The sequence below is a fragment of the Paenibacillus sp. Y412MC10 genome, from assembly GCF_000024685.1.
In the GTDB taxonomy this organism is placed as follows: domain Bacteria; phylum Bacillota; class Bacilli; order Paenibacillales; family Paenibacillaceae; genus Paenibacillus_AQ; species Paenibacillus_AQ lautus_A.
Genome location: NC_013406.1, coordinates 1731496 through 1758492, shown reverse-complemented (window position 1 = coordinate 1758492; position 26997 = coordinate 1731496). Strand labels below are relative to the sequence as shown.

Here is a 26997-nt window from a genome sequence, read left to right as displayed (position 1 = left end):
GATCAGATCGAAATGTCCTTGGCAATGACGAAAGGTTTGCGAAAATCGCCTTGGAGCTTATGATCGCGAGAGATGATCACATCTTTATCGAGTATGACGTTCTCGAGCCTTACGTTTTCGCCGATCAAGCATTTTTGCATAATGATGGAGTTATGGATGCTTGCGCCCCGCTTCACCTGTACCCCGCGGAACAGAATGCTGTTCTTCACTTCCCCGTCGATCTGGCAGCCGTTGGCAACCAGCGCATTGCTTACATCGGCCGAATTCAGGTATTTGGCGGGAACCTCGTACTTGATCTTGGTGTGGACCGCCTGCTTGCGGAACAAGCTGTTATACGCCTTCGGATTCAGGAGGTTCATGCTCGTACGGTAATAGCTTTCCAGCGAGTTGATCACCGCGTGATATCCGAGATATTCATATCCCGCAATGTTCAGCTTGTGCCGGTTTTGCATGATCGCGTCCCGAAAAAAGTTGTTGCCGCCATGAGCGATGCAATGATCGGCCATCTCGAGAAAGCGTGATTTCTCCATCACGAACATCTCCATGTATACCGCATCATGCTTGTGTTCATAATGAATGTCCGTGACCATGCCGTCCTCGTCAACTTCCAGGCGGGCGCAGGAACGATGCTCCTCCCTCGGTGCATTCACCCTGGTATACACGAGCGTTACGTCGGCGCCTTGCTCCAGATGGTACTCGTACACCTCGTTCAAATCCACCGTGCTGATATGCTGGCTGCCGGAATGCACGATAAACCTCGCCGCCCCCCGCTCAAAAAAATCGAGATTGTTATAAATATGCCGCAGCTCGCCGGCGGACACATCCGTTTCATCGTTCCAATCCGGCGGAAGTATGAACAGGCCGCCCCGTTTGCGATGCATATCCCACGGCCGGCCTTCGCCCAGATGGTCCATCAAGGAGCGGTATTTCCTGCGAACGAACAGGGCGATATCCTCAATGCCCGCGTGCATCATATTGGACATTACAAAGTCGATCAGACGGTACCTTCCCGCGAAAGGGACGGCGGCCCCGCACCGGTAATACGTCAATTCACTCAGCACATCCCGTTCATGCTCCAAATTTATAATACCCATGAGTTCTCTCATCTGCGCACCCGTCCTAACCTTGATTATTGTGGGACGAAGACGATTGAAGCAGCTTCAGGACGTCTTCATCATGACCGCTTACAAGCACAATCTGGGATGGATCTTCCGGCGGCGGACCGATCCGGGCATGATCTTGAATGACCATGTCCTCGGTCACGATCGCCCGGTGTATGCGAACATGGCTGCCGATGCGTACCTTGGGCATGATGACGGAATCGGTAATGACGCTGCCTTCCCCCACCTCCACGCCATAAAAGAGGACCGAATGCTCGACCTCGCCGCACACGGTGCAGCCTTCGTTGATCATGCTGTTCCGGACGATGCCGTTCGGAGAAATATACTCTGCCGGCTGATTCGGATTTCGGGTGTAAATGCGCCACAGCGGATCGTTCAGATCCAGCTTGGGCTGCTCGCTCAGCAGATCCATATTGGCTTCCCACAAGCTCTCGATGGTGCCGACGTCCTTCCAGTACCCTTCAAACGGATAAGCATACAGCGTTTTGCCGTCCGCGAGCATCCTCGGCAGAATGTCGTTGCCGAAATCATGGCTCGTATCCGGAAGGTCCGCATTCTGCAGTAAATAAGAACGCAGCAGCTTCCAGCGAAACAGATAAACGCCCATGGAAGCCGTTGTGCTCTTCGGATGCGCTGGCTTCTCCTCGAACTCGAAAATCCGGTAGTCCTCATCCGTGTTCACCATGCCGAACCGTTTCGCTTCGTCCAGGCTTACTTCGATGACGGAGATGGTGCAATCGGCATCTTTCTCCTTGTGGTAAGCCAGCATGCGGTCGTAATCCATCTTATAGATGTGATCACCCGACAAAATCAAAACGTGCTCGGGATCGTACTGGTCGATAAACTTGAGATTCCGGAAGATCGCATCCGCCGTCCCACGGTACCAGGTCGTCCCGTCCTCGCGTTCATGCGGCGGGAGCACGAAAACGCCCCCATTCAGCCGATCCATATCCCAATCGCTTCCTACGCCAATGTAGGAATGCAGAACCAGAGGCTCATACTGGGTGAGTACCCCGACCGTGTCGATTCCCGAATGGGAGCAGTTACTCAGCGGAAAATCAATGATCCGGTATGTACCCCCAAAATAAACGGCCGGTTTGGCCAGCGTCTTGGTCAGGCCCTTCAGCCGTTTGCCTTGACCTCCTGCGAGCAGCATCGCGACTACTTCTTTTTTCTTCATGACAGATTCTCCTTTGAGGGGCTTAATGAGATACGAATCCTATAACATGAAAATTGCAGAGTGAACCAAGGGAACGCTTCGATACGAAAAATGGCGGGTGGATCATGGTGATCAGTGTTAAAGAAAAAAGCGCTTGAGGGAATGCCTTGCCAAACAGCAAAGGTACATCAACTATATGCGGGGTAGAGAGAAACTCTGACTCGAATGAGGGAAGGCCCCCCATCTTGGGTATCACCTGCCTTCTCTTCTCTAAAAAAAGGTCGTGGCGACACTTGCCAGGCATCCTGATCGCGGCCGTTACGCCAGCAGCCTAAGGGCCACTTCAAAATATCGGATGCTCCATTATGTAGCCTTCTGAATCTATTAAACAAAAAACCGCCCTTTCTACGCATGATGGAAGCCAACGTACAATTAGACGGTTTTATTCATGTCTTGATTATATCAGGAATGCGGCGGTTTCCGTACAGAAAAATAGCACATTCCGTCCCCGGTTTCGATCATCGCGGCTTCTCCGCGCCGGGCCAGCTCGGCGAGATGGGCCAGCGCTTCGCACATGGCGAAACGCAGCTGGTGGATGCCGAGCTTATCGCCGAAGAGGGCGGTGCAGACCTCGTAGGCGGTGAGCCGTCCGGCAGCGCTCAGCATGCCGGCGATGGTGGTCAGGCGCTCCTCGTGATGGAGGAGGAGCGCGTCGATCCGTTCACGGAAATGCGTGAACGGGTGGCGGTGTCCGGGATACGCCGTCCGGACATGCAGTTCCCGCAGGCGGCGCAGCCCTGCAAGGAAGAGCGCCAGCGGCTCGGCGTCGCTGCCGGGCACCAGGCTCACGTTAGGCGAGATTTGCGGCAGCACGGCATCGCCACATAACAGGACGCCGCTGTCCGCATGGAAGAATGACAGATGCCCCGGAGCATGGCCGGCCGTTTGCACCGGCATCCAGATCCGGTTCCCCATCCGGAACGGCAGGTCCTCCCCGATGAACGAGATCTCCGGCTGCGGCGTGACTTGGGGAAAGAAGCTGTTCAGATGCTCCTTCAGCAGGGCAAGCTTGGTTTCCGGCATGCCATGCTGCCGAAAGAACGCGGGGAGCGCACGATCCATCGAGGAATCCGCTCCCCACATCAGCATCGCTTCCCGATGAGCCCGCTCTGACATCCACACCTTCGCGCCCGAACGTTCCTGAAACCACCCGGCAAGCCCGTAGTGGTCCGGGTGATGATGGGTCAGCACGACGGAGACGATGTCGCTGAAATCCATCTCCAGCTGCTCCATCGCCGCCAGCCATTCCCGCTCCGAGGAAGCCGTGCGCGGCCCCGGATCGATGACGGTCACCCCGTCATCTCCCCGCAGCACATAGCTGTTCACCCATCGTAACGGGTTGGACAGTGTAATTTTCACCTGACTGAGCTGATGCTCTTCTATATAATGAATATCCGGGCTGGAGCCCTTCTCTTCCTGATTCATCGTAGATGCAACCTCCGTCCGCAGTATGACTTATTATCCGACTCCTTCATCATAAGCTTGTAATCGGGATATGTATAGAAGGCTGCGGTGGTTTGTTTGCGGGGGCTATCGGTAATCAGTGCCTTGGAATGATAGATTGCTAGGGTGCCGCATTATGAATTGAGTGAGCTAGTATGTTCCAATAATGGACGCTACACGTACGTATCGTTCCTCCAATCGCTGTTGCCCCCGGATTTTTCTTACTGTATATATCTATTGTAAAAATCCGATGGCAAAGGCGACCGCTGCCGCTTTTCCGGAATCGATTCGTCCGCTCCGCTGCTTCGTGCTTGTTCATCATAAAGCGTTAAACATCTGGCAGGCTGTGTCATTCACACGTAATCATATAAGCCCATGCACATATTCCCCTTCTAACAAAACAAGAAGGCAACCTCAAAAAACAATTTGAGTTGCCTTCCCTCCTACTGACTTGCACGGTGTCCACTACATTTTCAAGCTATTCTAATATCCGATATAGGTTCTATCCGTTGGGCGTAATGTTCCTTCACATCATCTCCAACTTCATGAATACTCGCCTCATACTGAGAGGCTCCATTGCATTCACTTCAGCTGACGGACTGCCTCCTCGCGGGAACGCTGGATTGCTTCCTCGGCAGGCATGCTAATCTTGATTCCATCCTCGCCCATCCATTCAACCTCCCCCGAAGCCGCACCGCGCCCGACGATGATGCGCAGCGGAGCGCCCGCAAGGTCGGCATCCTTAAACTTGACCCCGGCCCGTTCGTCCCGGTCGTCCAAAAGAGGCTCAAGACCAGCACCGCTCAGCTCGCGGTAGATGTGCTCGGCCAGTTGCATCTGGGTCTCATCCTTCACCGCAACCGGGATGATGTGGACCCTGAACGGAGCGACGGACATCGGCCAGACCAATCGCTCATCCGAGATACGCTGCTCGGCGATGGCGGCCATGACGCGGGAAACGCCGATACCGTAGCATCCCATGATCAGAGGTTTTTCCCGGCCGTCGGCATCCAGGTACTTGCCGTTCATGGCGTCACTATATTTGGTTCCCAGCTTAAAAACATGCCCGAGCTCAATCCCGCGATGAAACTGCAGCGGTGCTCCACAGCGCGGGCAAGGCTCTCCTTCCGTCACATTCCGGAAATCGCCGACGTACTCCAGCGAGAAATCAAGTCCCGGGCGGACCCCCTTCAGATGGGTGTCCTCCAGGTTCGCACCGGTAATGCCCTCCGCCATGGCGGCCACTTCATGATCGACCATGATCTTTAGGCGTAAGCCAACCGGTCCTGCAAACCCGACAGGTGCCCCTGTCGCCTGTTTGACCTCTTCGGCACTCGCCATTTCCGCAGCTTCTGCTCCCAAGTAGGACTTCACCTTGGTCTCGTTCGTTTCCCGGTCGCCGCGGACAAGCACTGCAACCAGTTCCCCGTCCACGCGGTAAATCAGCGTCTTCATCAATTGCTCCGCACCGACCTGGAGGTAATCCGTCAGTTCCTGAATGCTCTTCACACCAGGAGTGAATATGCGCTCCATAGCTGAGCTGCCGCCGGTTTTTACGGAATCCCTCATAGCAGCAGGCTCTCCCGGAGCCGCAGACTCCGCACGTTCCAAATTCGCCGCATAACGGCAATCGCTGCAGGATACAACGGTATCCTCCCCTATGTCGGCCAGCGCCATAAACTCATGGGTCTCCCCTTGTCCGCCAATCGCGCCGGCATCGGCTTCCACCGCCCGGAACATCAGACCGCAGCGGCTAAAGATCCGCTCATACGCGTCATACATGTTCCGGTAGGACGCGTCCAGTCCCTCCCAGTCCCGATCGAAGGAATACGCATCCTTCATCAGGAATTCCCGGCCCCGGAGCAGGCCAAAACGAGGGCGTCGCTCGTCCCGGTATTTGCTCTGAATCTGATACAGGTTGACCGGCAGCTTCCGGTACGAGGAAATCTCCTGGCGTACGATGGACGTAATCACTTCTTCATGGGTTGGTCCAAGCACGAATTCACGGTCATGGCGGTCATAGAGCCTGATCAGCTCCGCGCCGTATACGTCGTATCTGCCCGATTCCTTCCACAGCTCGGCGGGCTGGACAGCGGGCATAAGAAGCTCCTGCCCGCCTGCAGCATCCATTTCCTGCCGGATGATCGTTTCGATCTTCCGCAAGACCCGCCAGCCCAGCGGCAGGTATGAATAGATTCCTGCCGCCGTTTGACGGATATAGCCGCCGCGGAGCATCCATTGATGGCTCAGTGCTTCCGCCTCGGACGGCACATCGCGCATCGTGGTCATCAATAATTGGCTTTGCCGCATCTTCCTCATACTCCTTCTTATACCCATGAATGAACCTGCCCCAACGCAAAAAGAGCACATTCGCTCCTAGGGACGAATGTGCTCGTGGTACCACCCTGATTCCATCTTGCAGACCGTCTGGACGCTCATAGCAAGATGCTTCATGCGGCGGTAACGGGCCAAACCGGCGCCGCTTGGTTAAGGCGGGCAACTACAAGGTAGGAAGAATGCAGCCTGGCGGGGAGAAGCCTTTCAGCCGGGGGCTTCCTCTCTGTCTCGCCGAATCTTGCATTCTCATGTCCTTGATGATGGTTATTCACGGAATTTCATTTTCCAATACATTACAGCCGTGCGGCCGGAATGTCAAGCCTCAATAGGACGGGATGTTCTAATGAGCGATATGGTCCAGCACCTGCTGCAAAATCCCGATAACATGCTCATCTTCATACGTGTAATAATATATATTTCCGTCCCTTCGGTATTTGACCAGTCTCAAACTGCGCAGATAGCCAAGCTGATGGGATACCGCCGACTGACTCATGCCAAGCACCTCGGCAATATGACCGACAGGGCATTCTTCCTGTGAGAGCAAATGAAGAATCCGGATCCGCGTCGGATCCGAAATGGCCTTCAGGAGTCGTGACGCTTCCATGGCCTGGTCTTCGTGCAGCAGCTCATGGTGTTCTTTTTCCATAAACTTACCCCCTCTTCTCCATAATGGCTTGAACGATTTCGCGGGCATCCCGTGAAACTCCTGCCAATAGCGCGGAGCCCCGATGCGTCTGCCAAGGCAAGCCTACATAATACAGCCCCTTCACCGGACTGATGCCGCGTGTATGAATAAGTGCCTTCTTGCGATCCAACGCTTGCTCTATATGAAGCCAATCATAACCGGCAGCAAAGCCGGTAGCCCAGACGATGTTCCGGACCTTTAACGCCGTCCCATCCTCGAATCGCATGCCGGAAGCGCCGGCACCAACGGCTCTCGTTTTCAACACCACTTTACCGCACTTGACCGCTTGTTTCAATTCATATCCGAAAATCGGGTCCCCCATGCCCCTCAGCTTGCGTCCCACCCAGGAGGAACTGCTGGCTGAGAGAACGCCGAGCCTGTCCAGCCACCAGAACATTCCCTTCCCCCAAAGAGTCATTGGCAAATACCGCGGCGGCTGCCCAAGCGCCAAATACGTCTCCCGGTCCCCGGACAATTCCACCACGATCTGGGCCCCGCTGTTTCCGCCGCCAACGACAAGCACATCGCCCTCTTGAAGCTGGGAAGGCCTCTTGTACTCGGACGAGTGCAGCTGGAGAACATCCCCCGGAACAGAGGCTGCAAACGCAGGGATTCTAGGCTGCCGAAACGGTCCGGTTGCGATAATAAGCGCCTTGGTATGGAAGCTTTTGCGATTGGTATCGACGATAAACATTCCACCTTCCTTGCGGACCGATGTTACATTCGTCGCGAACTGAATGGGCAGCCTGAACCGTGCCGCATAGGATTTCAAATAGGAAGCCACTTCATCTTTATCCGGGAACCCGTGCGGATCCCCCTCTAAATCCATCCCATATAGCGCGCTATGCGTTCTGGGCGTGAACAATTTCAGGGAATCATACCGCGTCTTCCAAACCTCCCCAGCCTCCGATCCCCGATCCAGCATCAGAAACTTCACCCCCGCCTGCTGCAGCCAATAGCCGGATGCCAATCCCGCCTGTCCCGCTCCGATTACGATAACATCCCAAACCATATAGGAATCCCCCTTATATATATGAATAATTGCTCATATATACATATTACATGCATCTTGCTTCCCTTTCAAGCATAAAATGGAAGTTCCAAGGGAAGCTGCATGGGAACCATCCGCATGAAACTGGAATAAATATCTGATGAATCCAGTTGACAATACACACATTCGGTCATACTATAGGCATAAAGTTGCTTCAAGGAAACAATATATGCTCGGCCCAATTTATTAGGGAGAGGTTAAACTTTATGGATGAGACAAAACATCGGCAGCATCTGCATCAGGCAGCTCTCGGAGAGCGATTTTTGATTGAACAGGTGGATATCCGCGGCGAACATAAACGGCGGCTTCTGGACCTCGGTTTCGTTCCGGGTTCCGTCATCGAAGTGTTGAAGGCCAGCCCGCTCGGAGATCCTACCTCTTATAGAGTAGCAGGCACCGTCATTGCGTTAAGAAAAGAAGAGAGCCAGTTAATATGGGGTAAGGTGATATCATCATGAGAACGCATACCGTCGCGCTGGCGGGCAACCCGAACACGGGAAAAAGCACGCTTTTCAATGCGCTCACCGGCTTGAAGCAGCATACCGGCAACTGGTCCGGCAAAACGGTCAGTCTCGCGAGCGGCCATTACGAATACAAAGACGCCCGCTTCCAGTTCATCGATCTGCCCGGGACGTACTCCTTGTTCTCCAACTCGGCCGATGAAGAAGTGGCGCGCGATTATATTATTTTCGAGAAACCGGACGTCACCCTTTTGGTCCTCGATGCAACCGCGCTGGAGCGCAGCCTTAACCTGGCCCTTCAAGTGCTGGAAATGACCGACCGCGTCATCGTTTGCCTGAATCTGATGGACGAAGCGAAGAAAAAAGGAATTCAGGTTAACGCGCGCAAGCTGGCGGATCAGCTCGGCGTTCCCGTCATTCCCATATCCGCCAGAAACAACGAGGGGCTGGACGTATTGTCCGAACAGCTGCTGTTGATGTCCTCGGGACAGACTCCGACCAAGCCCTACCGGATGAGATACAACGAACAGCTGGAGGCGCAAATTTCGGGATTAGAGTCCCAATTACGAGACGTTGTCGGAGACGAATATCCGGCCAGATGGCTGGCCATCCGCTTTCTCGACGGAGACCGCAAGCTGATTGCGACGCTGAAAGAGAGATTAAAGGCCGCGGATAAAGGGGGGATTTCACTTGGAACAGCTAAAGCGCTTGGAAGCTCTAACAGCGGCCATTCCTTCTGATCAGGTTGAGGATGTCCGGGAAGACATCGTGGGCGAGTTATTCAAAAAATCCCGGGAGCTGTGCAGCGACGCCGTCACCGTGACCAACCGGGAGCTGCTGTACCGTTCCGAGCGGCTGGACCGCATCTTCACCTCCAAGCTGTGGGGATTCCCGATCATGCTGGCCATGCTCGGCGTTATTTTTTACTTGACGATCGCCGGGGCAAACGTGCCCTCTTCCATGCTGGCCAGTTTCTTTGGCTGGGTTGAAGGATACCTGACCATGGCTTTTCAGGCCATCCATGCTCCCGACTGGCTCCATGGCGTGCTGATACTCGGGCTGTTCCGGGGAACCGCCTGGGTTGTCAGCGTGATGCTGCCTCCCATGGCCATCTTCTTCCCGGCCTTCGCGCTGCTCGAGAACTACGGCTATTTGCCGCGGGTAGCCTTTAATCTGGACCGACTGTTCAAAAAAACGGGAGCGCACGGCAAGCAGTCCCTCACCATGGCGATGGGATTCGGCTGTAATGCGGCCGCCATTATGTCGACCCGGATTATCGAATCGCCGCGGGAGCGGATGCTCGCCATTCTGACCAACAACTTCGTGCCCTGCAACGGTCGCTGGCCGACCTTGATCCTGCTGGCTTCCTTGTTCATGGCGGCCGGCTTTTCGGGAGGAGCCCAGACGCTCGTGACCGCCTCCGTTGTCATGGGCATGGTGCTGATCGGCGTCGTTGTCACGCTTACGGTGTCATGGGGATTATCGAAGACGGCATTGAAAGGCGTTCCTTCCCACTACACGCTGGAGCTGCCGCCATACCGCAAACCGAAAATCCTGAATACCATACTCCGGTCTACGCTCGACAAAACGATTTATGTCCTGCGCAGAGCCATCATCGTTGCAGCGCCCGCAGGCGTGCTGACCTGGATTTTGGCCAATATCTACGTCGGGGATTCCAGCATCCTGATTCACTTTGTAAGCTTCCTTGACCCGTTTGCACGCGCGCTCGGACTTGACGGCTTCATTCTGATGGCCTTTATCATCGGGCTTCCCGCGAACGAGATCGTGCTGCCGATCCTGCTGATGGGATATTTGGCAACAGGATCCCTGACGGAGGTGGAGGATATGTTTGCCCTCAAGCAAATCTTCCTGGACCAAGGCTGGACCTGGCTGACCGCGCTGAACATGATGCTGTTCTCACTGCTCCATTACCCCTGCGGAACCACGCTCGTCAACATCTGGAAGGAAACGAAAAGCGCGAAGTGGACGTTCCTGTCCTTTGCCATTCCGACGGCCATCGCCATCGGCGTGACCTTCCTGGTCGCCCAGGCGGCGCGGGCATTGGGATGGGTTTAAACGACAGGCTTCGGCAGGCAAAAGTTAGTTTCATCATGTACGGGGCATCCGCAAGGTTAATCTAACCTTGGGATGCCTTTTTTAATGGCAAGCGGCCCTGCAAGCTAATCATTATGCAATAGAAAACGAGCCGCTCCAAGAAATCCCTTGGAACGGCTCGATTTTTTTATTCGATGAAACTTAACCTTTAACAGAACCCGCCGCAATGCCCTCCACGATACGATCGCTGAGGAAAAGGAACATCAGCAGGATCGGCAAAATGCTGATCATCAGGGTTGCGCCGATAGCGCCCCAATCGGTCGTGTACTGACCGATGAAGTTCTGGACGCCGACGGTCAGCGTCTTGAACATATCCGAGCTGATGAACGTGTTCACGAAGATAAATTCGTTCCAGTTATAAATCATGTTAATGATGGCAGTCGTCGCCAGCACCGAGCCCGTCATCGGAAGCACGATCCGGAAGAAGACCCGGTGAACCGAACAGCCGTCCATGACCGCCGCCTCTTCCACTTCCTTCGGCAGCGTGTAATAGAATCCGAGCAGAATCATGATCGTGATCGGCATATTGAAAGCCACGTACGACAATATCAAAGAAACCGGATGATCGGTCAAACCGACCTTGTTAAAAATGCTGAACAGCGGGATCAAGGTGGAGTGAACCGGAATCATCATGGCCACCATAAACAACCCGAGCACGAAAGAGCTGCCCTTCCATTTCATTCTCGTAATCGCGAAGGTGACGAGACTTCCCAGAATGACCGTAAGCGCAGTCGCGACAACGGTGATCCACACGCTGTTCAGAAAATAAACGCTGATGTTGCCGGCGCTCCATACCTTCTCGTAATTCTCCCAGCGCGGATTCATCGGAAGGGACAGAGGCGGAAGATCGAATACTTCCTGATTGTTTTTCAAAGAGAACAACAGCAGCCATACGAGCGGGAACAGCTGGAATACGGCTACGCCGATCAGCACGATGTACAACAGCGCGTATCCAATCTTGCCGCCCGCTCCGTTTCCGGAACGGGCGCGCCCTTCTTGGAGCTGTCCTGTGGCTCCGGATATCATGAAGCATCCCTCCTTATGAATATTGGATCGTTTCTTTCGATGCTGTTAATTTCCGAATGACCCACGTTACGATCAGACAGATCACAAGCAGGAAGAACCCGATCGCGCTGCCGTAACCGAAATCATAAGCGCGGAAAGCCGTATGATACATGTAGGACGCCATGACTTCACTCGCGCCGTTAGGCCCCCCGTCCGTCATGACGAAGATGAGGTCGAAGTATTTCAAGGAACCTACCACCGCCAGCACGATCGTTACCTTGATCACTTCCATGATGAGCGGAAGCTTGATTCGGAACGCGATTTGGAAGGAGGTTGCCCCATCGATTTTAGCTGCTTCAACCAGCGAAGCCGGGATATTCTTCAAGGCTGCATAATAGATCAGGATATAAAAACCGGCATACTGCCACAGAATCGGAATAAATAATGCAAATAATACAAGCGACGGTTCGGCTAGCCATGCGGGCGGGTTCGTGATCCCGATGGACTCCAGGAAGCTGTTCACGATCCCGTTCGTCGGGTGATAGATGCGCAGCCAGAGCTGCGCGATGGCAACTGAGGACAGCAGCATCGGAATGAGATAGATTTTGCGGAACAGGTTGGCGCCTTTGATCTTGGAGGCCAGCACCATCGCCACGGCCAGGTAAATCATCAGGCTTGCAGCCGAGAATACGGCTAACAGCAGGGAGTGCCATGCACTGTCCCAGAACTTGCCGTCCGAGAGCAGGGCCTGATAATTATCGAGCCCGATAAAGGTCATCGCACCGATTCCGTTCCATTCGTTCAGTCCGTAATAGGCGGTGAGTATGATCGGAATATACACGACAGCCATAATTACAAGCAGTGCAGGCAGAACATACAGCGCGATGATTTTTTTGTTGGACATCACTTTATCCAAAGTGTCCGACTCCTTTCTTCCTATGGTCTTGAGGAAAGGTTTATCCGGCATCGCTGCCGGATAAACCAGGGTCCCGTTTCTTTGTTGTCCTACAGAGTCTTAGTTCCCTTTGGAAATCGCTGCGTCATGCTCTTCGGAGAATTTCTCCGGTGTGACGGCTTTGCCGAAGAGCGCCTGGATCATGTTCAGATGCGTTTCGGCGGCATTCGCCTGCATTTGAACATCCGCGAACAAGGTAATGCTGCTAGCTTTGTTCATTTCATCGAACAGATCGATGTACAACTGTGGAAGCTCAAGCGTCGAGGTATCCACTTTGGTTGCCGGGATGACGCCCGCGCCCGTTACCGACTGCTCGCCCCACTTGGTCACGAAATACTCCACGAATTTCTTGGACTCTTCCTTCACCTTCGAGTTTTCGCCGATAAACAAGCCTACGCCCGGTCCGCCTACCCAACTGTTAATATCGCCCTTGCCGCCTTCGACGGTCGGGAATTTGAAGAATCCGACGCTGTCGCGGAATTCTTGCGGAATCTCTTCATTTGTCGTAAAGTTCGGGAGTTCCCAGGTACCCATCATGTACATGGCCGCTTTGCCGTTCAGGAATTCCGACTTCGCTTCCTCATTGGACAAGCCGTTGAAGCCTTTGACAAACGCGTTGCCATCAACCAGCGATTGAACTTCGGCGGCTGCCTTGACGAGCGATTCGTCCTTAAAGGAGCCCGAGCCGCTGATTGCACCGGCCAGCTTTTCTTGTCCGCCGATCCGGTCTGCCAGGTACATGTACCAGAGCGAACCGGTCCAGCGATCCTTGTTGCCGAGCGCGATCGGAGCAATTCCGTTATCGGACAGCGTTTTCACGACCGTCTTGAATTCTTCGTAGGTTTGCGGAATCTCCAGGTTGTGTTGTTCGAATATCGCTTTGTTGTAATAAACCGGAGCGATATTGAACTCCAGTGGAAGCGCATACGTTTTGCCGTCAATCGCATAAGCCTCGGTCGTGCCCGCCACGAACTTGTCGCCCAGCTGGCCGTCCAGCACATCGTCGACCGGTGCAAACAGGTTGCCTTCCACGTACGGCTTCAGGAATCCGGCTGCCCAGGTCACTCCTACGTCAGGAAGCTCGTTCGATGCGGAAAGCACCTTCAGTTTGTTTTTGTACTGCTCATTATCCAAAACTTCTTGTTTGATCGTCACGTTCGGATTCTCTTTTTGATATTCTTCGATGATCTGATTCACGATTTTGTTCTGTCCCGCGGAGACGCCCGCCGGCCACAAGTGCATGAAGTTTACCGTAACTTTATCGCCTTCGCTGCCAGTGCCAGCGTTGCCCGATTCTCCCGTGCTGCTGCTGTTCGATCCACAGCCGGCAGCAACCAGAGCGAGACATAATGTCAAAAGCAGAACCGTCCATTTTTTATTGAACACGTTTACAACCCCTTTTCTAGTATGCTGTTCGCGTTATGAAACCGCTTTAATCAAATTTTATCAGTGAGGGGAAGATTGTATAAGGTCATAATGATTGGGACTAATTCCACTTTTATTAGATTTCCTCTCCGCTATCGGAAACGCTGTGGCGATATTGACTTGGGCTTACTTCCTCAAGGTCCCGGAACACTTTCACGAAATATTTTGCCGTCTGGTATCCGACCTTCTCCGCAATTTCCGAGATCGGCAGCGGCGTCCCCGCCAACAGTTCCTTGGCCCGCTGCACCCTGCGGCGCGTCAGATACTCGCTGAACGTGAGCCCGGTCTGCTCTTTGAACAGCACGCTGAAATAACTGGAATTCAGATGAAGCACCTCCGCCACTTCCTTCAGCGATACCGGTTCCTGAAGATGCTGATCCACGTACTTCAGCGCTTCCTGCACTTGGACGCTGTATCCCTTATCCTGCTGCGCCGCCTCCAGCAGCTTGGGGTCGACCAGTTTCTCCATCCGCTCAATCCGATCGATCTTTTCCCGCCGTTCCAGCGCCGATTCAACCGCGGTTACCAGCTTCCGCTTATCCAGCGGCTTCAGCAGATAATCCACGACCCCGTATTGCAGCGCTTTGCGGGCATAGTCGAACTCCGAGTAGCCGGATATGACGATAATGACTGGCGGATGCTCCAGTTCATGCAATCGCTCAATCAGCTCCAGCCCCCCGATTTCCGGCATGCGGATATCCGTTACCACCAGATGCGCCACCTGCTCCTGCAGCCACTCCAGCGCCTCTACGCCGCTTGTAGCCGTCACGATGTTGCATCGGCCGGACGACCACGCCTCCAGGGTCTTTCCTACCCCTTCCCTCGTTCTTGGTTCATCATCCACGATCAGTATCGTTTTCATGCTTTCTCCCCCTCCCCGTCGATAGCCGGGAAATCGTTCGGTATTTGAAATGAAATGGTCGTCCCCTGACCGAGCACGCTGTGAATGCGCAGGCCAGCCTGCTCGGAAGCGTAATACAGCCGGATTCTCTGCTCGACATTGGCTATGCCGACACCGCTCTTTTTAGCGGATTCCGCATACCCTTTTTCCATGGAGGAATATAACGAGGCCACGGTCTCCTCGTCCATCCCGGGTCCGTCGTCGGCAATCGAAACAACCGTGTAACCCGGTTGATCGGAGGCTTGCGCGCGCACAATGACGGTGCCTGGCCCCAGTCGCTGCTCGACGCCGTGCAGGATCGCATTTTCCACGATCGGCTGGATCAGCAGCTTTGGAATCGGCACGTTCTTGCTGGCTTCGTCCGCCTCGATTCTCCAGGATAACCGGTCGAGCATCCGCATTTTCATAATCATCAAATAACGTTCGGCATGATCCAGCTCGTCCCGCACCGATACCCATTCATCCTCGTCTTTGCGATTGATGACGTAGCGGAATAATCCCGACATGGCGACCACGATCTGGGCCAGTTCTTCTTCGCCTTGATCGTCGAGCGCCCAGTAAAACGCTTCCAAGGTGTTAAAAAGAAAGTGCGGATTGATCTGCGCCTGCAGCGCTTTAAGCTCCGTCCGGCTCTGAATGATCTCCTTCTGATACACGACCTCGATTAATTCGTTCAGGGAATCCACCATCTGATTATACGAATTGTTAAGCTCATTGATCTCCATCGTCTTCGAGGTGACGGCAATGGGCTTCAGCGTTCCCAGCCTCACGCCGCGCATGGCTTTGATCAAATTGAGAATCGGCCTGATGATCATCGTCGTCAGAATAAAGCTCAAGATCAGAAACAGCAGCGCACCGACGCCTCCGGATACGATTATCGCGGTCCGCAGCACCGATATCCCTTCGGTTGTATAGTCTACTGGCGTCAGGATGACCAAATTCCAGCCCGTTGCCGCAGACTGCCTCTGTACGGCGATATAGTCCTCATCGCCGACCGTAACGGTCTCTCCTTCGCGGTGCAGAACCGCCCTCGAATCCACCGCCGTCGCAAAATCCGACGAGATTTCATGGCCCGCCTGATCAAACAGCCCCATCGTTTCACGCGAATCGCTGCCCATGCCGCCCGCGGAATCCGTCAGCGCAAAATAATCCTTCTCCAGCTTCACGAGCAGGTACCCGCCATGCATAAAAGAATGGTCGATCAACCGGATTCGTCGTACCGCTACCACTACGTCGGGATCCCGGGGATCCTGGCCGAACCAAACCAGCTTCCCCATGCCCTTGTCAGCCGCTATAATCCAATCGACCCCGACCCGGCTGGTCAAACTGCCTTCGTCGAGCGGGAACAGCCGCCGATAATCCGTTGTATACAATTCAAGCGACCGGATGCCCGTAGCGTATGCCTCATACTTGCGAACCTCCTGCTGCAGGGACTGCCGTTCTCCGAACGTAATCGGATGACCTGCGGTCTCCTGCGCGAGATAACGCTGAACCGTTGCGTTCGTGGACACTTGGGCCGTCAGCGTATCCACCTGCTTAAGCAGCGCATCCAGCTTGCCCGTGGCCTGCACGGCCGTCTGCTGGATATGCTTCTCGGCACTGTTGCGCAGAAGGGCGGAAACCTGGTCATATACAAAAACCCCGACTAATGCCAACACGATGATCATCACCAGCATAAACCCGAGGAAGATTTGATTCCGCAGCGTATTCAGCCTGCCAAACCTGTTCACGTGCTTACCCTCCCTTTCGCTTGGAACTGTAATTCACTATACACAATCTTGAAGAAGTTAGGGAGTCCTCGCTCATCTGCAGGGGCGGAAGCCATATGTACTTTATTACTATAAAAAGAGGAAGTGCGGGCAGGTTATTTTTCCCTCGCACTTCCTCTTATATACCGCTGAAACTTCCGCTATACGGGATACAATTCCTGATGACGACCCAGCTCCTTTTTGCAATCGGTGCACAGCCCTCTTACGGCACCGGAATCATCCGCATAAAAGGTCAGCGGTCGCTTGCGGCGGCACTTGCTGCAGGCTTGTCCACGCTGCCCGCTGCTCGATCGCGTTTTGGATTTCAGCTGGATGACATTGCCCTTTCTTCCGCTGCTTCGCTTGCGTCCAAACCCTATCAATACCAAGAGAACCAGAACGGCTCCGGCCGTAATCCCGATCATCCATCCCATGTTTATTCCACCTCCGACATGTGCAGGCTATTTGTACAAAACAGCTACAAAACGATATGCAGGTTTGCATTCCAAGCTCGACCCAAACGATCGTCACTGCCTCCAACACCAACTGCCAACATTTTACCATATCTTCATTGTTAATAGAGGTTCCTGCTCATTATCCGTCACCCTCGATAACCGGATTCTTGGAGCCGAAACACAAAAAAGCCTTCTCACTCCCGAGCTAACGGGAAGGAAGGCTTTCGCTGTGCTTTCGTTCATGCAACCGGCATGGTGTCAGATCTTCAACTCACCGAGTTTTATCAACTCAACGACAGCTTGCGAACGGCCCTTGACGTTTAATTTCTGCATGACATTGGAGATGTGGTTACGCACCGTCTTTTCGCTAATAAACAACTGCCCGGCGATATCGCGAGTCGTTTTGTCCTGCACAAGCAATTCAAACACTTCGCGTTCACGGTGGGTTAACAAGAACTTGCTGTTATGGTCGGTCCCCTTCAATGGTGTCACCCCTCCTTGCCCGGGTATGTGTGGTCTAACAAGGTTAAGGGATACAGTCAACTCATCTTATGTAAGATCAAGGGGGAAGGTGCGAAAGAGGCGAATAAATTGGGCGTTTGGCCCGTATCAGCGATTTTTATCCTTGCTTCCCACCGCTTGTTGGTCTATGATGGGGGTGTAAAAATTATTTTCTTATTTTTTTCATATTTTTAAAAATAATTTTCAGAACGAAATCCCATTCGTTATGCCCAGGCAATAAGCTCACCGGGAACCTTAAAGGAGGCTTGTGATGACACCAATCTTGCATATTATTTCTGTCGAAAAGGAAAGTCTGCCCCGTCAGGAACGACGGCTCGCGGAATTCATTTTGACAGCCCCATCCGAGATTGTGCATATGGGCATTAAGGATCTTGCCGATCAGTGCGAGGTCAGCGCTGCCACCGTAACTCGTTTTTGTAAGAATTTTCAGTGTAAGGGGTATCCTGATTTTAAGCTCAAGCTTGCGGCCGAGATCGCTCATGCCGAAATGGCCTCGCGCACGGGAAACACGCGCTATCAGGACATCGTGGCGGGCAACCCGCTGGCCGGGATCGTCGAGGCGATCGAATCCAATCATCTGACTTCCATCCGGGATACGACGGAGTTGCTTGATCTCGGTCAGCTGGAGCGTGCCGTGGATGCCCTGTGCCGCGCGAAACGCATTGATCTGTACGGCGTGGCGACCTCTTCCATCGTGGCGCAGGACTTTTACCAAAAGCTGATCCGGATCGGAAAAAACTGCACCGCTTTTGCGGATTCCCATATGCAGATCACGTCAGCCTCCACACTGACCTCAAGCGATGTGGCCGTTGCCGTTTCTTACTCCGGCGAAACGCCGGAGACCATCGATGCATTGGCCTGTGCCAAAGACGCCGGCGCCTTCACGATCAGCATCACCTCTTACCGGAGCAGCGCGATCTCCGCCCTCGCGGATATTACGCTGTATTCATCGTCGCTCGAGGAAGGAATGCGCCGGGGTGATATGGCTTCGCGTATCGCTCAGCTTCACATTATAGACATCCTATTCATGGGAATGGCCAGCCGGGACTTCTCCACGTATGTCCCCCGACTGGAGCAATCATATCTTAATGTTCAAAATTATCGCAAAAGCCGAGGAGGACAATAACCAATGAATATTTACACATTCCGCGACGAAGAACAATTCGTGCAAACAGGCGCTAACCTGATTTCCAGCCTGCTGCACACTAATCCGCGCGCCACGCTTGGATTGGCTACGGGAAGCACGCCGGTTGGGCTCTATGCCAAGCTGATTGAAATGAACCGTCAGGGGCTGGTCAGCTTCGCCCAAACCACGACATATAATCTGGACGAATATGTAGGCCTTCCGGAGAATCATCCCGAGAGCTACCGCACTTTCATGAATGAGAAGTTCTTCAATCATGTCGACATCCAGATGGATCGCACCCATGTGCCGAACGGCAATGCTGCCGATCCGGAAGCAGAATGCCTGAATTACGACAAAATGCTCGAAGAATACGGCCCGGTTGATCTTCAGCTCCTCGGCCTTGGACATAACGGACATATCGGTTTCAACGAGCCTGGCGAATCCTTAAGCGGCGGTACCCATGTGGTTGAGCTGCAAGAAAAAACACGCAACGCCAATGCAAGATTCTTCCCAACCCTGGACGATGTCCCGACGCACGCGATTACCATGGGCGTTGCCACCATCATGAAGGCCCGCCAAATTCTTCTGCTCGTTCGAGGAGAGGATAAAGCGGAAATCGTACACCGCGCATTGACGGGGCCGATTACCACAGAGTGTCCGGCATCGCTGCTTCAATGTCATCCGAACGTTGTCGTCCTTCTGGATCAAGGCGCAGGGAGACTGCTGGTATGAGCAGCGAACGCAAAGATTCGGTCCAATTGTTGTACGGTCAAGTCTTGACGCCAGACGGCTTCTGTGCAGACGGCGTGCTGGCGATCCAAGGTAAGGACATTGCTTACGCCGGCGATGTTTCCGGGCTCCCCGCCGAGCTTAAACAGGCTGCAGCGGAAGTGATCAACCAACCCGACGGCTACATTATTCCCGGATTTATTGATATCCACGTGCACGGCGGCAACGGCGAAGATTTCATGGATGCAAGTAAGGATGTCCTGGATAAAATCACGTCATTCCACAGCTCCCAGGGAACCACGTCCATGCTCGCCACCACGATGACGGCGCCGAAGGCAGCCATCGACCATGTGCTTCGGGAAGTTAACGACTACCGCAGCCAAGGCATGCCTTATACCAAACTGGTAGGCGCACATCTGGAAGGTCCTTTCATCAGTCCGAAATGGCCAGGCGCACAAAATCCGGAGCATATCGTCCATGCCAATATCGACTGGCTGGAAGAATGGGTGTCCACATACCCGGATCTGATCCGCCAGGTGACCCTGGCACCGGAGCGCGAAGGAGCGCTGAAGGCTATCTCCTGGCTCAGCAGCCACGGGATCGTGGCCGCACTGGGTCATACGGATGCTACCTACGAGGAAGTGGAGGCCGCCGTTGAGGCAGGACTGAGCCATGGCGTGCATACGTTTAATGCGATGACAGGACTGCATCACCGCAAGCCTGGCGTGGTGGGTGCGATGCTGGGCGATGATCGCCTAAGCTGCGAAATCATCGCCGACGGCATCCATGTTCACCCGGCTGCCATTCGGATTCTGGCCCGCATGAAACAGGACGGCAACCTGATTCTGATCACCGATGCGATGTCCGCTACCGGTATGGCTGACGGCGAATATACGATTGGCGATCTGCCGGTCGTTGTCGAGAACGGCATCGCCACGCTCAAGAGCAACAAGGATAGCTTGGCTGGCAGCACGCTGACGATGATCAAAGGATTCCAGCTGCTGGTCCGAGAGGTCGGTTTGAGCATTGAGCAGGCCTCCAGGGTCGGAAGCCTCAATCCCGCCAGAAAAATCGGCATCGATGACTGCACCGGATCCCTTGAGTCCGGCAAACTTGCCGACGTACTGGTGCTCTCCAGCGACCTGGAGCTTCAAGGCGTCTGGATTCAAGGACAACGCAAACATTAATCTGATTGATCATGACCTATAGCAAATATAGGAAAGGAGCTGCCTTTTTAGGGATGATTTTCACATCCTAAAGGGCAGCTCCTTTTGGTATTGAAGTTTTACCGGCTGTTACGATTACCGCCAAACCAACCGTCATCCGTATCATTCTTCATCAGGTTGCCGCGGGTATCGTTCATTCCGTCACGACCGCCAACATGAAGCGGGAATACGCGGTTAATCCATGTGCCGAAATCGCGCGAAAGCGTACCAACCGTGTTCGCTGCACGACCATCCGTTCCAAAACGACGGGCATGCTGATAAAATCCTTCATCTGCGGAAACATATACTTGACTGATATGTGGAGCGGTTTTGCGAATTTTGTTCGTTATTTCATTATGAACATGCTGAGGAACCTCTTCACGAGTACTCATCATACCCATGTTGTTATTGTTGTAAGTTCCATAAGGAACGCCATTGATGCCTGTTCCCATATAGGTGTTATTAGTCGTTCCCCTAGTTCCTGTAAGGCTGTTGGTTCGTAAACCGTCAGTACCCATAAGTCCATCAGTGCGCGTTCCCATAAGTCCGTCAGTACGTGTGCCGTTAGTACCCATAAGTCCATTCGTACGTGTTCCGTTTAACGTATTATAATTGCTGCCCCCAAATCCGCCATGGGTTGTCGTTCCATTTACACCGAAGCCACGGTTATCAGCCGTGCGACCAAGCCCTGTTGTGTTTTCTACAGCACGCGTGGTATTTCCCACGACACGTTCTGTACCCCTAGCCATGTTGTTCAGTAGGCCCACACTGCCCGTGCTCGAAGTTCCGAACGTACGGTTCCTAACATTTGTTCTGTTCATGCCTGTCGTCGTCCGGCCGTCTGTATAACGGTTTGGAGTGCTCAAGCCTGTGACATGCCCGTCAATACTGTTGGTGTTTGCGCCATCTTTGGACAGCGAAACATACGCAGTGTGATTCGTCACGAAAACATGTGCAGGTCCCACACCACTGATATCTGACACTTTTTTGGACAGCGTTTTGCTGTACTTCAGGTTCGTCAGGTCATGCTGCTGCGTGTTTCGCACGTGCAGGTTATTATTACGCACGGATTTCACACCGACACGGCCACCGTCCACATTGTTCGTACGTGTCGTGTTACCGTCATTGGCGTTACCGCATCCTGCTACTGCAGCCATACTAAGCAGTAATGCCGCGGAGACGGTCAGGTTGAGGGCCTTGGATTTAATCATGATTCATCCTCCATCTCTATAATGAGTGTGTTAACATCGTATAGGATGACCTTGCGACAGAAGTGGTATGCTGAAAGGTTTTAACATGGAGAAAAATGCGCTACAGGCCATTTATGCACAAAAAACGCCGATGGAATCATCGGCGATCATTTCATTAACTAATCCATTCAATTAAAGAAGTCCTTCTTAATGACCGCTGTCTGCTGACTTTTCAAGAACTTGTTCCACCCAAGCCAGGTTCTCCTGATACCATCGAATCGTCTCACGAATGCCGCTTTCGTAATGATATTGTGGAGCCCAACCGAGTTCCTTCTTTATCTTATCTGCATTTATCGCATAACGGCGGTCATGTCCGGGACGATCTTTGATATGCTGAATCAAGGTTTCGGGTTTGTTCAGTTCAGACAGGATCGTTCGAATAACCTGCAAATTATTCCGTTCATTATGTCCTCCGATATTATATATTTCGCCGTCGACACCCTGGCGCAAAACCAGGTCGACAGCTCGACAATGATCTTCCACGTACAGCCAATCGCGAACGTTCAAACCGTCGCCGTATACCGGAAGGGGCTTGTTATGCAAAGCATTGTAAATGATAAGCGGTATTAGCTTTTCAGGATACTGATATGGGCCGTAATTATTTGAACAGCGCGTGATATTGATCGGTAATCCAAACGTCTCATAATAAGCTCGAACCATCAAATCGGCGCCTGCTTTGCTTGCAGAATACGGACTGTTCGGTTGAAGCGGTGATTCTTCGGTAAATAGGCCGGCGGCTCCCAGCGTTCCATAGACCTCATCGGTAGAGACCTGGACAAACTTGCCGACTCCATATTGCCTCGACAGATCGAGGAGCGTCTGAGTTCCTGCCACATTCGTCAAGACAAACAATTCAGGCTGCAAAATGCTGCGGTCAACATGGGATTCAGCCGCAAAATTAACGACCGCATCAACCCCCTCCTTAAAGAGGGGTTCTAAAGCTGCCCGGTCTCTGATATCCGCTTTCACAAAACGATATTTGGGATTCGTCCGCACTTCGCTCAGATTTCCTGAATTGCCGGCATACGTTAGTTTATCCACATTAATAAATTCGTCATTCGGATGTTGAGACAGCATATATCGTATAAAGTTACTGCCTATAAATCCCGCACCGCCTGTGACAACGATCTTCATGTGACCTCACCCCTCGTATATATAATTATTTTCTGCCAAAGCCAATCGAGGATGCTTTGAATCTTTGTCTGAGAGAACAGGTTTGTTCACAGGCCAATCGATATTGAGATCCGGATCGTTCCAGGCTATTCCTCGATCATGCTCTGGCGAATAGTAGGCATCGACCTTGTATATGACCTCCGTATCGTGGACAAGGGTACAAAAACCATGGGCAAATCCTTTGGGAACGAGAAGTTGAAGGTAATTGGCTGCGGATAAGATAAAACCTTGCCATTGTCCATAGGTAGGGGAACCCGACCGAATATCAACGACCACATCATAGATCGCCCCGCTTACAACGCGGATCAATTTCGTCTGTCCCTCGGGAGACAGTTGGTAATGCAGCCCTCTAATAACACCTGCCTCACGTGACATCGAGTGATTGTCCTGAATAAAATGGTCGTTAATGCCGCATCCTTTAAAAACTCGATCATTGAAACTTTCCATAAAAAATCCCCGATGGTCTTGGTGAACGGTCGGTTCAATCCGTTTCACGCCTTGGAGCTTTGTATCCGTGATTTTCATCTGCTGCCTCCGGTACATGGATTTGAGAGAGCTTTACCGAAAACATCGGTTGCCGCTCTCTCGATTATTTATATGTCTAATCCCTAATTAGGATATAGGCAATAACGCTCCCCGATGCAAAAATCCCGATCGCCGCTGCAGATCGAGATTTCGCAATGATATATATAAGATCTAATCTAAATCGATTCTTATCTTCTCTTTAACTTCTTCCAGCAGGCTCAGCACTTCTTCCAAACGGTCCCCTTTCACGATGATCTGGCCGATTCGGTCAGTGCCAACCCTGAATTTATTTACCTTCTCACCTATATGATAATCAAATGATATTTGAATAATATTCTCATGCTGATCATTTCCGTTCTCAAGTCCCGTGATATCCCCATCTTTATCGGAGATCAGTAATTCACACGCACAAGGCTGTGAAGTATGAGAGGGAAATGACGGATTCATGCGAAGAGCAGCCTTGATGATCTGCTCATAGTAATCGAATCCATAGAAAGTGGACACCAGTTCGGGCAAGCATGTAGCTCCTGCTCTGCCTCCGATTTCAAGAACATACACATGCCCGTCTTTCAAAATAAAATCCGCATTGATTGCGCAATGATTTAATTCCAGCGCTTCGATACTTTGTTTCAATTGGGAAAACAGATCTTGCTGCACTTCTTCGGGCAATTCATATGGGACATAATGACCGATGGGAACACCGGTATCCCCATAAAAGACGAAATCCCCGTGCGGCATGATGAATTGAATTTGGTTATCGTAGACGAATGCCTGTGCGCCAAACTCGGTTCCTTCAATAAACTCTTCAACGATGAAAAAATCCAGTTTCGTGTCCTTGCGCACGGTTTCAAATGCGTATTCCACATGGGCCATATCGGCAACCTTCACAATGCCCTTGCTTGCTCCCCCGTCCACTGCCTTAAAGATAAGCGGCGGCGACAATACTTCGAAAGCGCTGTAAGCTTCCTGCAAGGTTTGGACTTTCAGAAATCGTGCCGTTCGTACGCCATGTTTCATAAAAGCCTGTTTCATCTTCCATTTATTTGAGGAGAGAAGAGCGGATTCATAACTCAATCCGCTTACTCCCAATTCATCCACGACTCTGCCGATCGACTTGACGGCCACGTCCGTACCCGTTGTACAGATTCCATGAATTCCTTCATGCCGGGCGATTTCGACAATCTTATCCATATGGGTCGTATCCTCGTAGTAAACCTTGTCTGCCTTGGCAAACCCGGGATAGTTTCCTTGGCGGCTCACAACAATAACGTATAATCCCATTCTTTTCGCTGTTTCAATTAATGGGAGCTGGGAGATTCCCGCACCTAGAACCAACAGTTTTCTCATGGCTTAAACTCCCTTATACGGGTTATGATCCGATCCAAGTCCTCCTCCGTAATGTTCGGATGAATAGGAAGGGTCAGAATTCTTTTCCAGATCTCGGAGGAGAGCGGCACGATCGCTTTGAGATGCAGGTAGCTCGGATGCAGATGGCACGGATAATAATGGACGCCCGTCGCGATATTGTGTTCCTGCAAGTGTCCAATCATACGGTCCCTCTGGCTTTCCTTGCTGAATTTAACCTGGAACAAATGCCAGGAGCTTTGAGCATACGGCTGTTCACGAGGAAGTTCCAGCCATTCCAAATCCTTCAGTTCGGATTGGTAACGAGCCGCTATTTCTTTTCGTCTTCCGTTCAATTGGCTCAGCTTATTTAACTGAACGAGCCCGATGGCAGCCTGCATGTCGTTCATATGATATTTGTATCCTACGTCATCAACGAAATACTGCCATGCATACACCTTCTCATGTGACGACCGTATCCACGTATCGCGGGAAATGCCTACCCACCTCTTCTCACGCAGCTTACGGTTCATCCACTCGGTATTGCAGGTAATTGCGCCGCCTTCACCACTCGTCAAATTTTTGACGGCATGAAAGCTGAAGCAGGTAATATCGCTGATGGAACCGATCTTTTTGCCTTTATATTCCGCGCCGCATGCATGCGCAGCATCTTCTACTACCTTAATTCCATTCGCATGAGCCAACTCATGGATGGTATCCATATCGCAGGGATGCCCGCCCATGTGAACGACGATAATTGCCTTGGTTTTATCTGTTATCTTCCGCTTGATATCTTCCGGTGATATGTTCATCGTATCGGGTTCAATATCCGCAAAAACCGGCGTTGCTCCCACATAGCTAACCGCATGGACAGTGGATATGAACGTGATGGAAGGCACGATGACCTCGTCACCCGGCCCAATACCCAAAATGTCCATGGCCAGATGGAGCGCGGCCGTACCAGAATTGAGCGCAACCGCGAAACGGCTGCCGACATACTTGGCAAATTCCTGCTCGAACTGTTCCGTTTTGGGGCCAAGTCCAAGCCATCCCGACCGTAAAACATCTGCCACAGCGTCGATCTCCTCTTGACCTATACTCGGTTGAAGAACGGGTATCAGCTTATGGTCCAAGTGAACCTCTCCTTTCATAATCCCTCGTCATTCCGACATTAGAATTTGTGAACGCCATCGTTCGGCGCAAGCTTCCACTGAAAAATTCGCCCATGCTACTTGTTCGGCATGTTCCGCGATGCTCTGCCGTAGTTCCGGCTGTTCGATCAGTTGGACCATGGCTTCGTACCAATCATCGCTCTCACCGGAAACAATCAGGCCGTTTTCCTTCCCGGCAACCCATTCCTCGTAAGCCGGAGAAGAAGAATATATACCCGGAATCCTGCAAGCGGAATATTCGCGAAATTTATTGTTGCTTTTGCAATCATGCAGCAGCGTTCGCTCCAACGGCGCTAACCCGATATCCCAGTTGGACCGGTAAAGACGCTTCAGAAAGTTTTTATAGTTCTCATCGTAGGATTCCGTAAACACCTGCGGCTTCTCCCGGAGTTCCTCGGGAACATACCCGCAGAACTCGATTCTGAGTTTATCCCCGTACTTCCCAATAATTTTGTGCAATGCCCCGATAACGGGTTCAAAAGCCACTTGTTTTTTTCCGCCTTCATACCCGATTACGACTTTCCCTTCTTCTTTACGGTTCTTTTTCAAACCGGAAATAACGGAGAAATCAACGCTTCCCGGAAAATAAACTATTTTTTGGGGACTAAAATGCGTTTCAAGATGTTTGGCAAAAAAACTGGAAGCAACCTTTACGGTCTGGGCGTTTTTCAGAAATTTAACATACGTCTTTCTTCGTGAAGAATCATGATAATATCGTCCCATATCCGAACCCGGAGACATCGCGATAAAATGGTCGTCGATCACGTACACCGTTCTTTTTCCCATCTCCCGGGCCATCTCCAGATACTTATAAGCTTCGGGCTGAACCGTTCGGAAGAAGAGGACGATATCCGCTTCAGCCAGCCTTGATCTGTCCATCTCATCATCGGATCTGACGTCAAAGTCGCAGACTCCCATCTTCTCCAGATGGCGGAGCGGCTGCTCAATGCCGATTTTATAGGAAGCGATTTTTTCCGATCCGACGATGAGTACGTTTATATCCCCTCTTTTCCCTCTTTTCCCCATGTTC

The 26997-nt window shown here is 52.3% G+C and carries 25 protein-coding genes; 6 read left to right on the top strand and 19 right to left on the bottom strand.

What is annotated here, in order from left to right; all coding sequences use genetic code 11:
- Window positions 1-2: 2 nt before the first annotated feature.
- From glgD to GYMC10_RS07360, 6 genes are all read right to left on the bottom strand, one after another.
- A complete protein-coding gene (gene glgD, locus GYMC10_RS07385; protein ID WP_015733978.1) occupies window positions 3-1106 on the bottom strand; it encodes a glucose-1-phosphate adenylyltransferase subunit GlgD in 1104 nt (367 codons plus the stop codon).
- A 13-nt stretch (window positions 1107-1119) separates the two neighbouring features.
- On the bottom strand, window positions 1120-2301 hold the full coding sequence (locus GYMC10_RS07380) for a glucose-1-phosphate adenylyltransferase (protein WP_015733977.1): 1182 nt from the start codon (window positions 2299-2301) through the stop codon (window positions 1120-1122).
- Window positions 2302-2742: 441 nt separating this feature from the next.
- Entirely contained in the window at window positions 2743-3765 is a 1023-nt protein-coding gene (locus GYMC10_RS07375; protein ID WP_015733976.1) for an MBL fold metallo-hydrolase, read from the bottom strand.
- Between the two features lie 600 nt (window positions 3766-4365).
- On the bottom strand, window positions 4366-6093 hold the full coding sequence (locus tag GYMC10_RS07370; RefSeq protein WP_015733975.1) for a proline--tRNA ligase: 1728 nt from the start codon (window positions 6091-6093) through the stop codon (window positions 4366-4368).
- A 367-nt stretch (window positions 6094-6460) separates the two neighbouring features.
- Window positions 6461-6766, bottom strand: a complete 306-nt coding sequence (locus GYMC10_RS07365; protein WP_009591630.1) for an ArsR/SmtB family transcription factor — start codon at window positions 6764-6766, stop codon at window positions 6461-6463.
- A 4-nt stretch (window positions 6767-6770) separates the two neighbouring features.
- A complete protein-coding gene (locus tag GYMC10_RS07360) occupies window positions 6771-7817 on the bottom strand; it encodes a flavin-containing monooxygenase (RefSeq protein WP_015733974.1) in 1047 nt (348 codons plus the stop codon).
- Window positions 7818-8062: 245 nt separating this feature from the next.
- Between GYMC10_RS07360 and GYMC10_RS07355 the strand changes: the two genes are divergently transcribed.
- The 3 genes from GYMC10_RS07355 to GYMC10_RS07345 are packed head-to-tail and all read left to right on the top strand — an operon-like array spanning window position 8063 to window position 10393.
- Complete coding sequence (locus GYMC10_RS07355; protein WP_015733973.1) at window positions 8063-8314, top strand: ferrous iron transport protein A; 252 nt, start codon at window positions 8063-8065, stop codon at window positions 8312-8314.
- Window positions 8311-9057 carry a FeoB small GTPase domain-containing protein gene (locus GYMC10_RS07350; protein ID WP_015733972.1) on the top strand — a complete coding sequence of 249 codons (747 nt, stop codon included), beginning with the start codon at window positions 8311-8313 and terminating at the stop codon, window positions 9055-9057. The genes GYMC10_RS07355 and GYMC10_RS07350 overlap by 4 nt, the downstream gene beginning before the upstream one ends.
- Window positions 9008-10393 (top strand): nucleoside recognition domain-containing protein, encoded by a 1386-nt coding sequence (locus GYMC10_RS07345; protein WP_009591592.1) that lies wholly within the window; start codon window positions 9008-9010, stop codon window positions 10391-10393. The genes GYMC10_RS07350 and GYMC10_RS07345 overlap by 50 nt, the downstream gene beginning before the upstream one ends.
- A 180-nt stretch (window positions 10394-10573) precedes the next feature.
- Here the strand turns inward: GYMC10_RS07345 and GYMC10_RS07340 are convergent, their stop codons facing one another.
- The 7 genes from GYMC10_RS07340 to GYMC10_RS07310 form a co-directional block, all read right to left on the bottom strand.
- On the bottom strand, window positions 10574-11458 hold the full coding sequence (locus GYMC10_RS07340; RefSeq protein WP_009591597.1) for a carbohydrate ABC transporter permease: 885 nt from the start codon (window positions 11456-11458) through the stop codon (window positions 10574-10576).
- Window positions 11459-11471: 13 nt separating this feature from the next.
- On the bottom strand, window positions 11472-12353 hold the full coding sequence (locus GYMC10_RS07335; protein WP_015733971.1) for a carbohydrate ABC transporter permease: 882 nt from the start codon (window positions 12351-12353) through the stop codon (window positions 11472-11474).
- 99 nt (window positions 12354-12452) lie between these two features.
- Window positions 12453-13778, bottom strand: a complete 1326-nt coding sequence (locus tag GYMC10_RS07330; RefSeq protein ID WP_015733970.1) for an extracellular solute-binding protein — start codon at window positions 13776-13778, stop codon at window positions 12453-12455.
- A gap of 115 nt (window positions 13779-13893) precedes the next feature.
- Complete coding sequence (locus tag GYMC10_RS07325; RefSeq protein WP_015733969.1) at window positions 13894-14679, bottom strand: response regulator; 786 nt, start codon at window positions 14677-14679, stop codon at window positions 13894-13896.
- Complete coding sequence (locus tag GYMC10_RS07320; protein WP_015733968.1) at window positions 14676-16448, bottom strand: sensor histidine kinase; 1773 nt, start codon at window positions 16446-16448, stop codon at window positions 14676-14678. Before GYMC10_RS07320 ends, GYMC10_RS07325 begins: the two co-directional genes overlap by 4 nt.
- Before the next feature lie 179 nt (window positions 16449-16627).
- Entirely contained in the window at window positions 16628-16900 is a 273-nt protein-coding gene (locus tag GYMC10_RS07315) for a hypothetical protein (protein ID WP_015733967.1), read from the bottom strand.
- Between the two features lie 279 nt (window positions 16901-17179).
- Window positions 17180-17404 carry a helix-turn-helix domain-containing protein gene (locus tag GYMC10_RS07310; RefSeq protein WP_006208732.1) on the bottom strand — a complete coding sequence of 75 codons (225 nt, stop codon included), beginning with the start codon at window positions 17402-17404 and terminating at the stop codon, window positions 17180-17182.
- Between the two features lie 289 nt (window positions 17405-17693).
- Between GYMC10_RS07310 and GYMC10_RS07305 the strand changes: the two genes are divergently transcribed.
- From GYMC10_RS07305 to nagA, 3 genes are read left to right on the top strand one after another with little or no spacing between them, the layout of a single operon-like run.
- Window positions 17694-18569, top strand: a complete 876-nt coding sequence (locus GYMC10_RS07305) for a MurR/RpiR family transcriptional regulator (RefSeq protein WP_015733966.1) — start codon at window positions 17694-17696, stop codon at window positions 18567-18569.
- Window positions 18570-18572: 3 nt separating this feature from the next.
- Window positions 18573-19301, top strand: coding sequence for a glucosamine-6-phosphate deaminase (gene nagB, locus GYMC10_RS07300; RefSeq protein ID WP_009591745.1), 729 nt, complete (start codon window positions 18573-18575; stop codon window positions 19299-19301).
- A complete protein-coding gene (nagA, locus tag GYMC10_RS07295) occupies window positions 19298-20485 on the top strand; it encodes an N-acetylglucosamine-6-phosphate deacetylase (protein WP_015733965.1) in 1188 nt (395 codons plus the stop codon). The genes nagB and nagA overlap by 4 nt, the downstream gene beginning before the upstream one ends.
- 98 nt (window positions 20486-20583) lie before the next feature.
- Here nagA and GYMC10_RS07290 read toward each other — a convergent pair whose 3' ends face one another.
- The 6 genes from GYMC10_RS07290 to GYMC10_RS07265 form a co-directional block, all read right to left on the bottom strand.
- A complete protein-coding gene (locus GYMC10_RS07290; protein WP_015733964.1) occupies window positions 20584-21714 on the bottom strand; it encodes a YhcN/YlaJ family sporulation lipoprotein in 1131 nt (376 codons plus the stop codon).
- 186 nt (window positions 21715-21900) lie between these two features.
- Window positions 21901-22887, bottom strand: a complete 987-nt coding sequence (gene rfbB, locus GYMC10_RS07285; RefSeq protein ID WP_015733963.1) for a dTDP-glucose 4,6-dehydratase — start codon at window positions 22885-22887, stop codon at window positions 21901-21903.
- A gap of 6 nt (window positions 22888-22893) precedes the next feature.
- Window positions 22894-23451: a dTDP-4-dehydrorhamnose 3,5-epimerase gene (gene rfbC / locus GYMC10_RS07280; protein ID WP_015733962.1), complete on the bottom strand. Its 558-nt coding sequence runs from the start codon at window positions 23449-23451 to the stop codon at window positions 22894-22896.
- A 171-nt stretch (window positions 23452-23622) separates the two neighbouring features.
- Window positions 23623-24798 carry an ATP-grasp domain-containing protein gene (locus GYMC10_RS07275; RefSeq protein ID WP_015733961.1) on the bottom strand — a complete coding sequence of 392 codons (1176 nt, stop codon included), beginning with the start codon at window positions 24796-24798 and terminating at the stop codon, window positions 23623-23625.
- Window positions 24795-25946 (bottom strand): DegT/DnrJ/EryC1/StrS family aminotransferase, encoded by a 1152-nt coding sequence (locus GYMC10_RS07270; protein ID WP_041621944.1) that lies wholly within the window; start codon window positions 25944-25946, stop codon window positions 24795-24797. Before GYMC10_RS07270 ends, GYMC10_RS07275 begins: the two co-directional genes overlap by 4 nt.
- Window positions 25947-25955: 9 nt before the next feature.
- Window positions 25956-26993: a glycosyltransferase gene (locus GYMC10_RS07265; protein WP_015733959.1), complete on the bottom strand. Its 1038-nt coding sequence runs from the start codon at window positions 26991-26993 to the stop codon at window positions 25956-25958.
- Window positions 26994-26997 lie beyond the last annotated feature (4 nt).

Bases quoted from the DNA above. Each gene is read 5' to 3' on its own strand.
- GYMC10_RS07360 (WP_015733974.1), bottom strand. From the start codon at position 7,817: ATGGTTTGGGATGTTATCGTAATCGGAGCGGGACAGGCGGGATTGGCA.
- GYMC10_RS07355 (WP_015733973.1), top strand. From the start codon at position 8,063: ATGGATGAGACAAAACATCGGCAGCATCTGCATCAGGCAGCTCTCGGA.
- rfbB (WP_015733963.1), bottom strand. From the start codon at position 22,887: ATGAAGATCGTTGTCACAGGCGGTGCGGGATTTATAGGCAGTAACTTT.
- nagA (WP_015733965.1), top strand. From the start codon at position 19,298: ATGAGCAGCGAACGCAAAGATTCGGTCCAATTGTTGTACGGTCAAGTC.
- GYMC10_RS07370 (WP_015733975.1), bottom strand. From the start codon at position 6,093: ATGCGGCAAAGCCAATTATTGATGACCACGATGCGCGATGTGCCGTCC.
- GYMC10_RS07290 (WP_015733964.1), bottom strand. From the start codon at position 21,714: ATGATTAAATCCAAGGCCCTCAACCTGACCGTCTCCGCGGCATTACTG.
- GYMC10_RS07270 (WP_041621944.1), bottom strand. From the start codon at position 25,946: ATGAAAGGAGAGGTTCACTTGGACCATAAGCTGATACCCGTTCTTCAA.
- nagB (WP_009591745.1), top strand. From the start codon at position 18,573: ATGAATATTTACACATTCCGCGACGAAGAACAATTCGTGCAAACAGGC.
- GYMC10_RS07265 (WP_015733959.1), bottom strand. From the start codon at position 26,993: ATGGGGAAAAGAGGGAAAAGAGGGGATATAAACGTACTCATCGTCGGA.
- glgD (WP_015733978.1), bottom strand. From the start codon at position 1,106: ATGAGAGAACTCATGGGTATTATAAATTTGGAGCATGAACGGGATGTG.
- GYMC10_RS07305 (WP_015733966.1), top strand. From the start codon at position 17,694: ATGACACCAATCTTGCATATTATTTCTGTCGAAAAGGAAAGTCTGCCC.
- GYMC10_RS07325 (WP_015733969.1), bottom strand. From the start codon at position 14,679: ATGAAAACGATACTGATCGTGGATGATGAACCAAGAACGAGGGAAGGG.
- GYMC10_RS07380 (WP_015733977.1), bottom strand. From the start codon at position 2,301: ATGAAGAAAAAAGAAGTAGTCGCGATGCTGCTCGCAGGAGGTCAAGGC.
- GYMC10_RS07375 (WP_015733976.1), bottom strand. From the start codon at position 3,765: ATGAATCAGGAAGAGAAGGGCTCCAGCCCGGATATTCATTATATAGAA.
- GYMC10_RS07365 (WP_009591630.1), bottom strand. From the start codon at position 6,766: ATGGAAAAAGAACACCATGAGCTGCTGCACGAAGACCAGGCCATGGAA.
- GYMC10_RS07340 (WP_009591597.1), bottom strand. From the start codon at position 11,458: ATGATATCCGGAGCCACAGGACAGCTCCAAGAAGGGCGCGCCCGTTCC.
- rfbC (WP_015733962.1), bottom strand. From the start codon at position 23,451: ATGAAAATCACGGATACAAAGCTCCAAGGCGTGAAACGGATTGAACCG.
- GYMC10_RS07275 (WP_015733961.1), bottom strand. From the start codon at position 24,798: ATGAGAAAACTGTTGGTTCTAGGTGCGGGAATCTCCCAGCTCCCATTA.
- GYMC10_RS07315 (WP_015733967.1), bottom strand. From the start codon at position 16,900: ATGGGATGGATGATCGGGATTACGGCCGGAGCCGTTCTGGTTCTCTTG.
- GYMC10_RS07350 (WP_015733972.1), top strand. From the start codon at position 8,311: ATGAGAACGCATACCGTCGCGCTGGCGGGCAACCCGAACACGGGAAAA.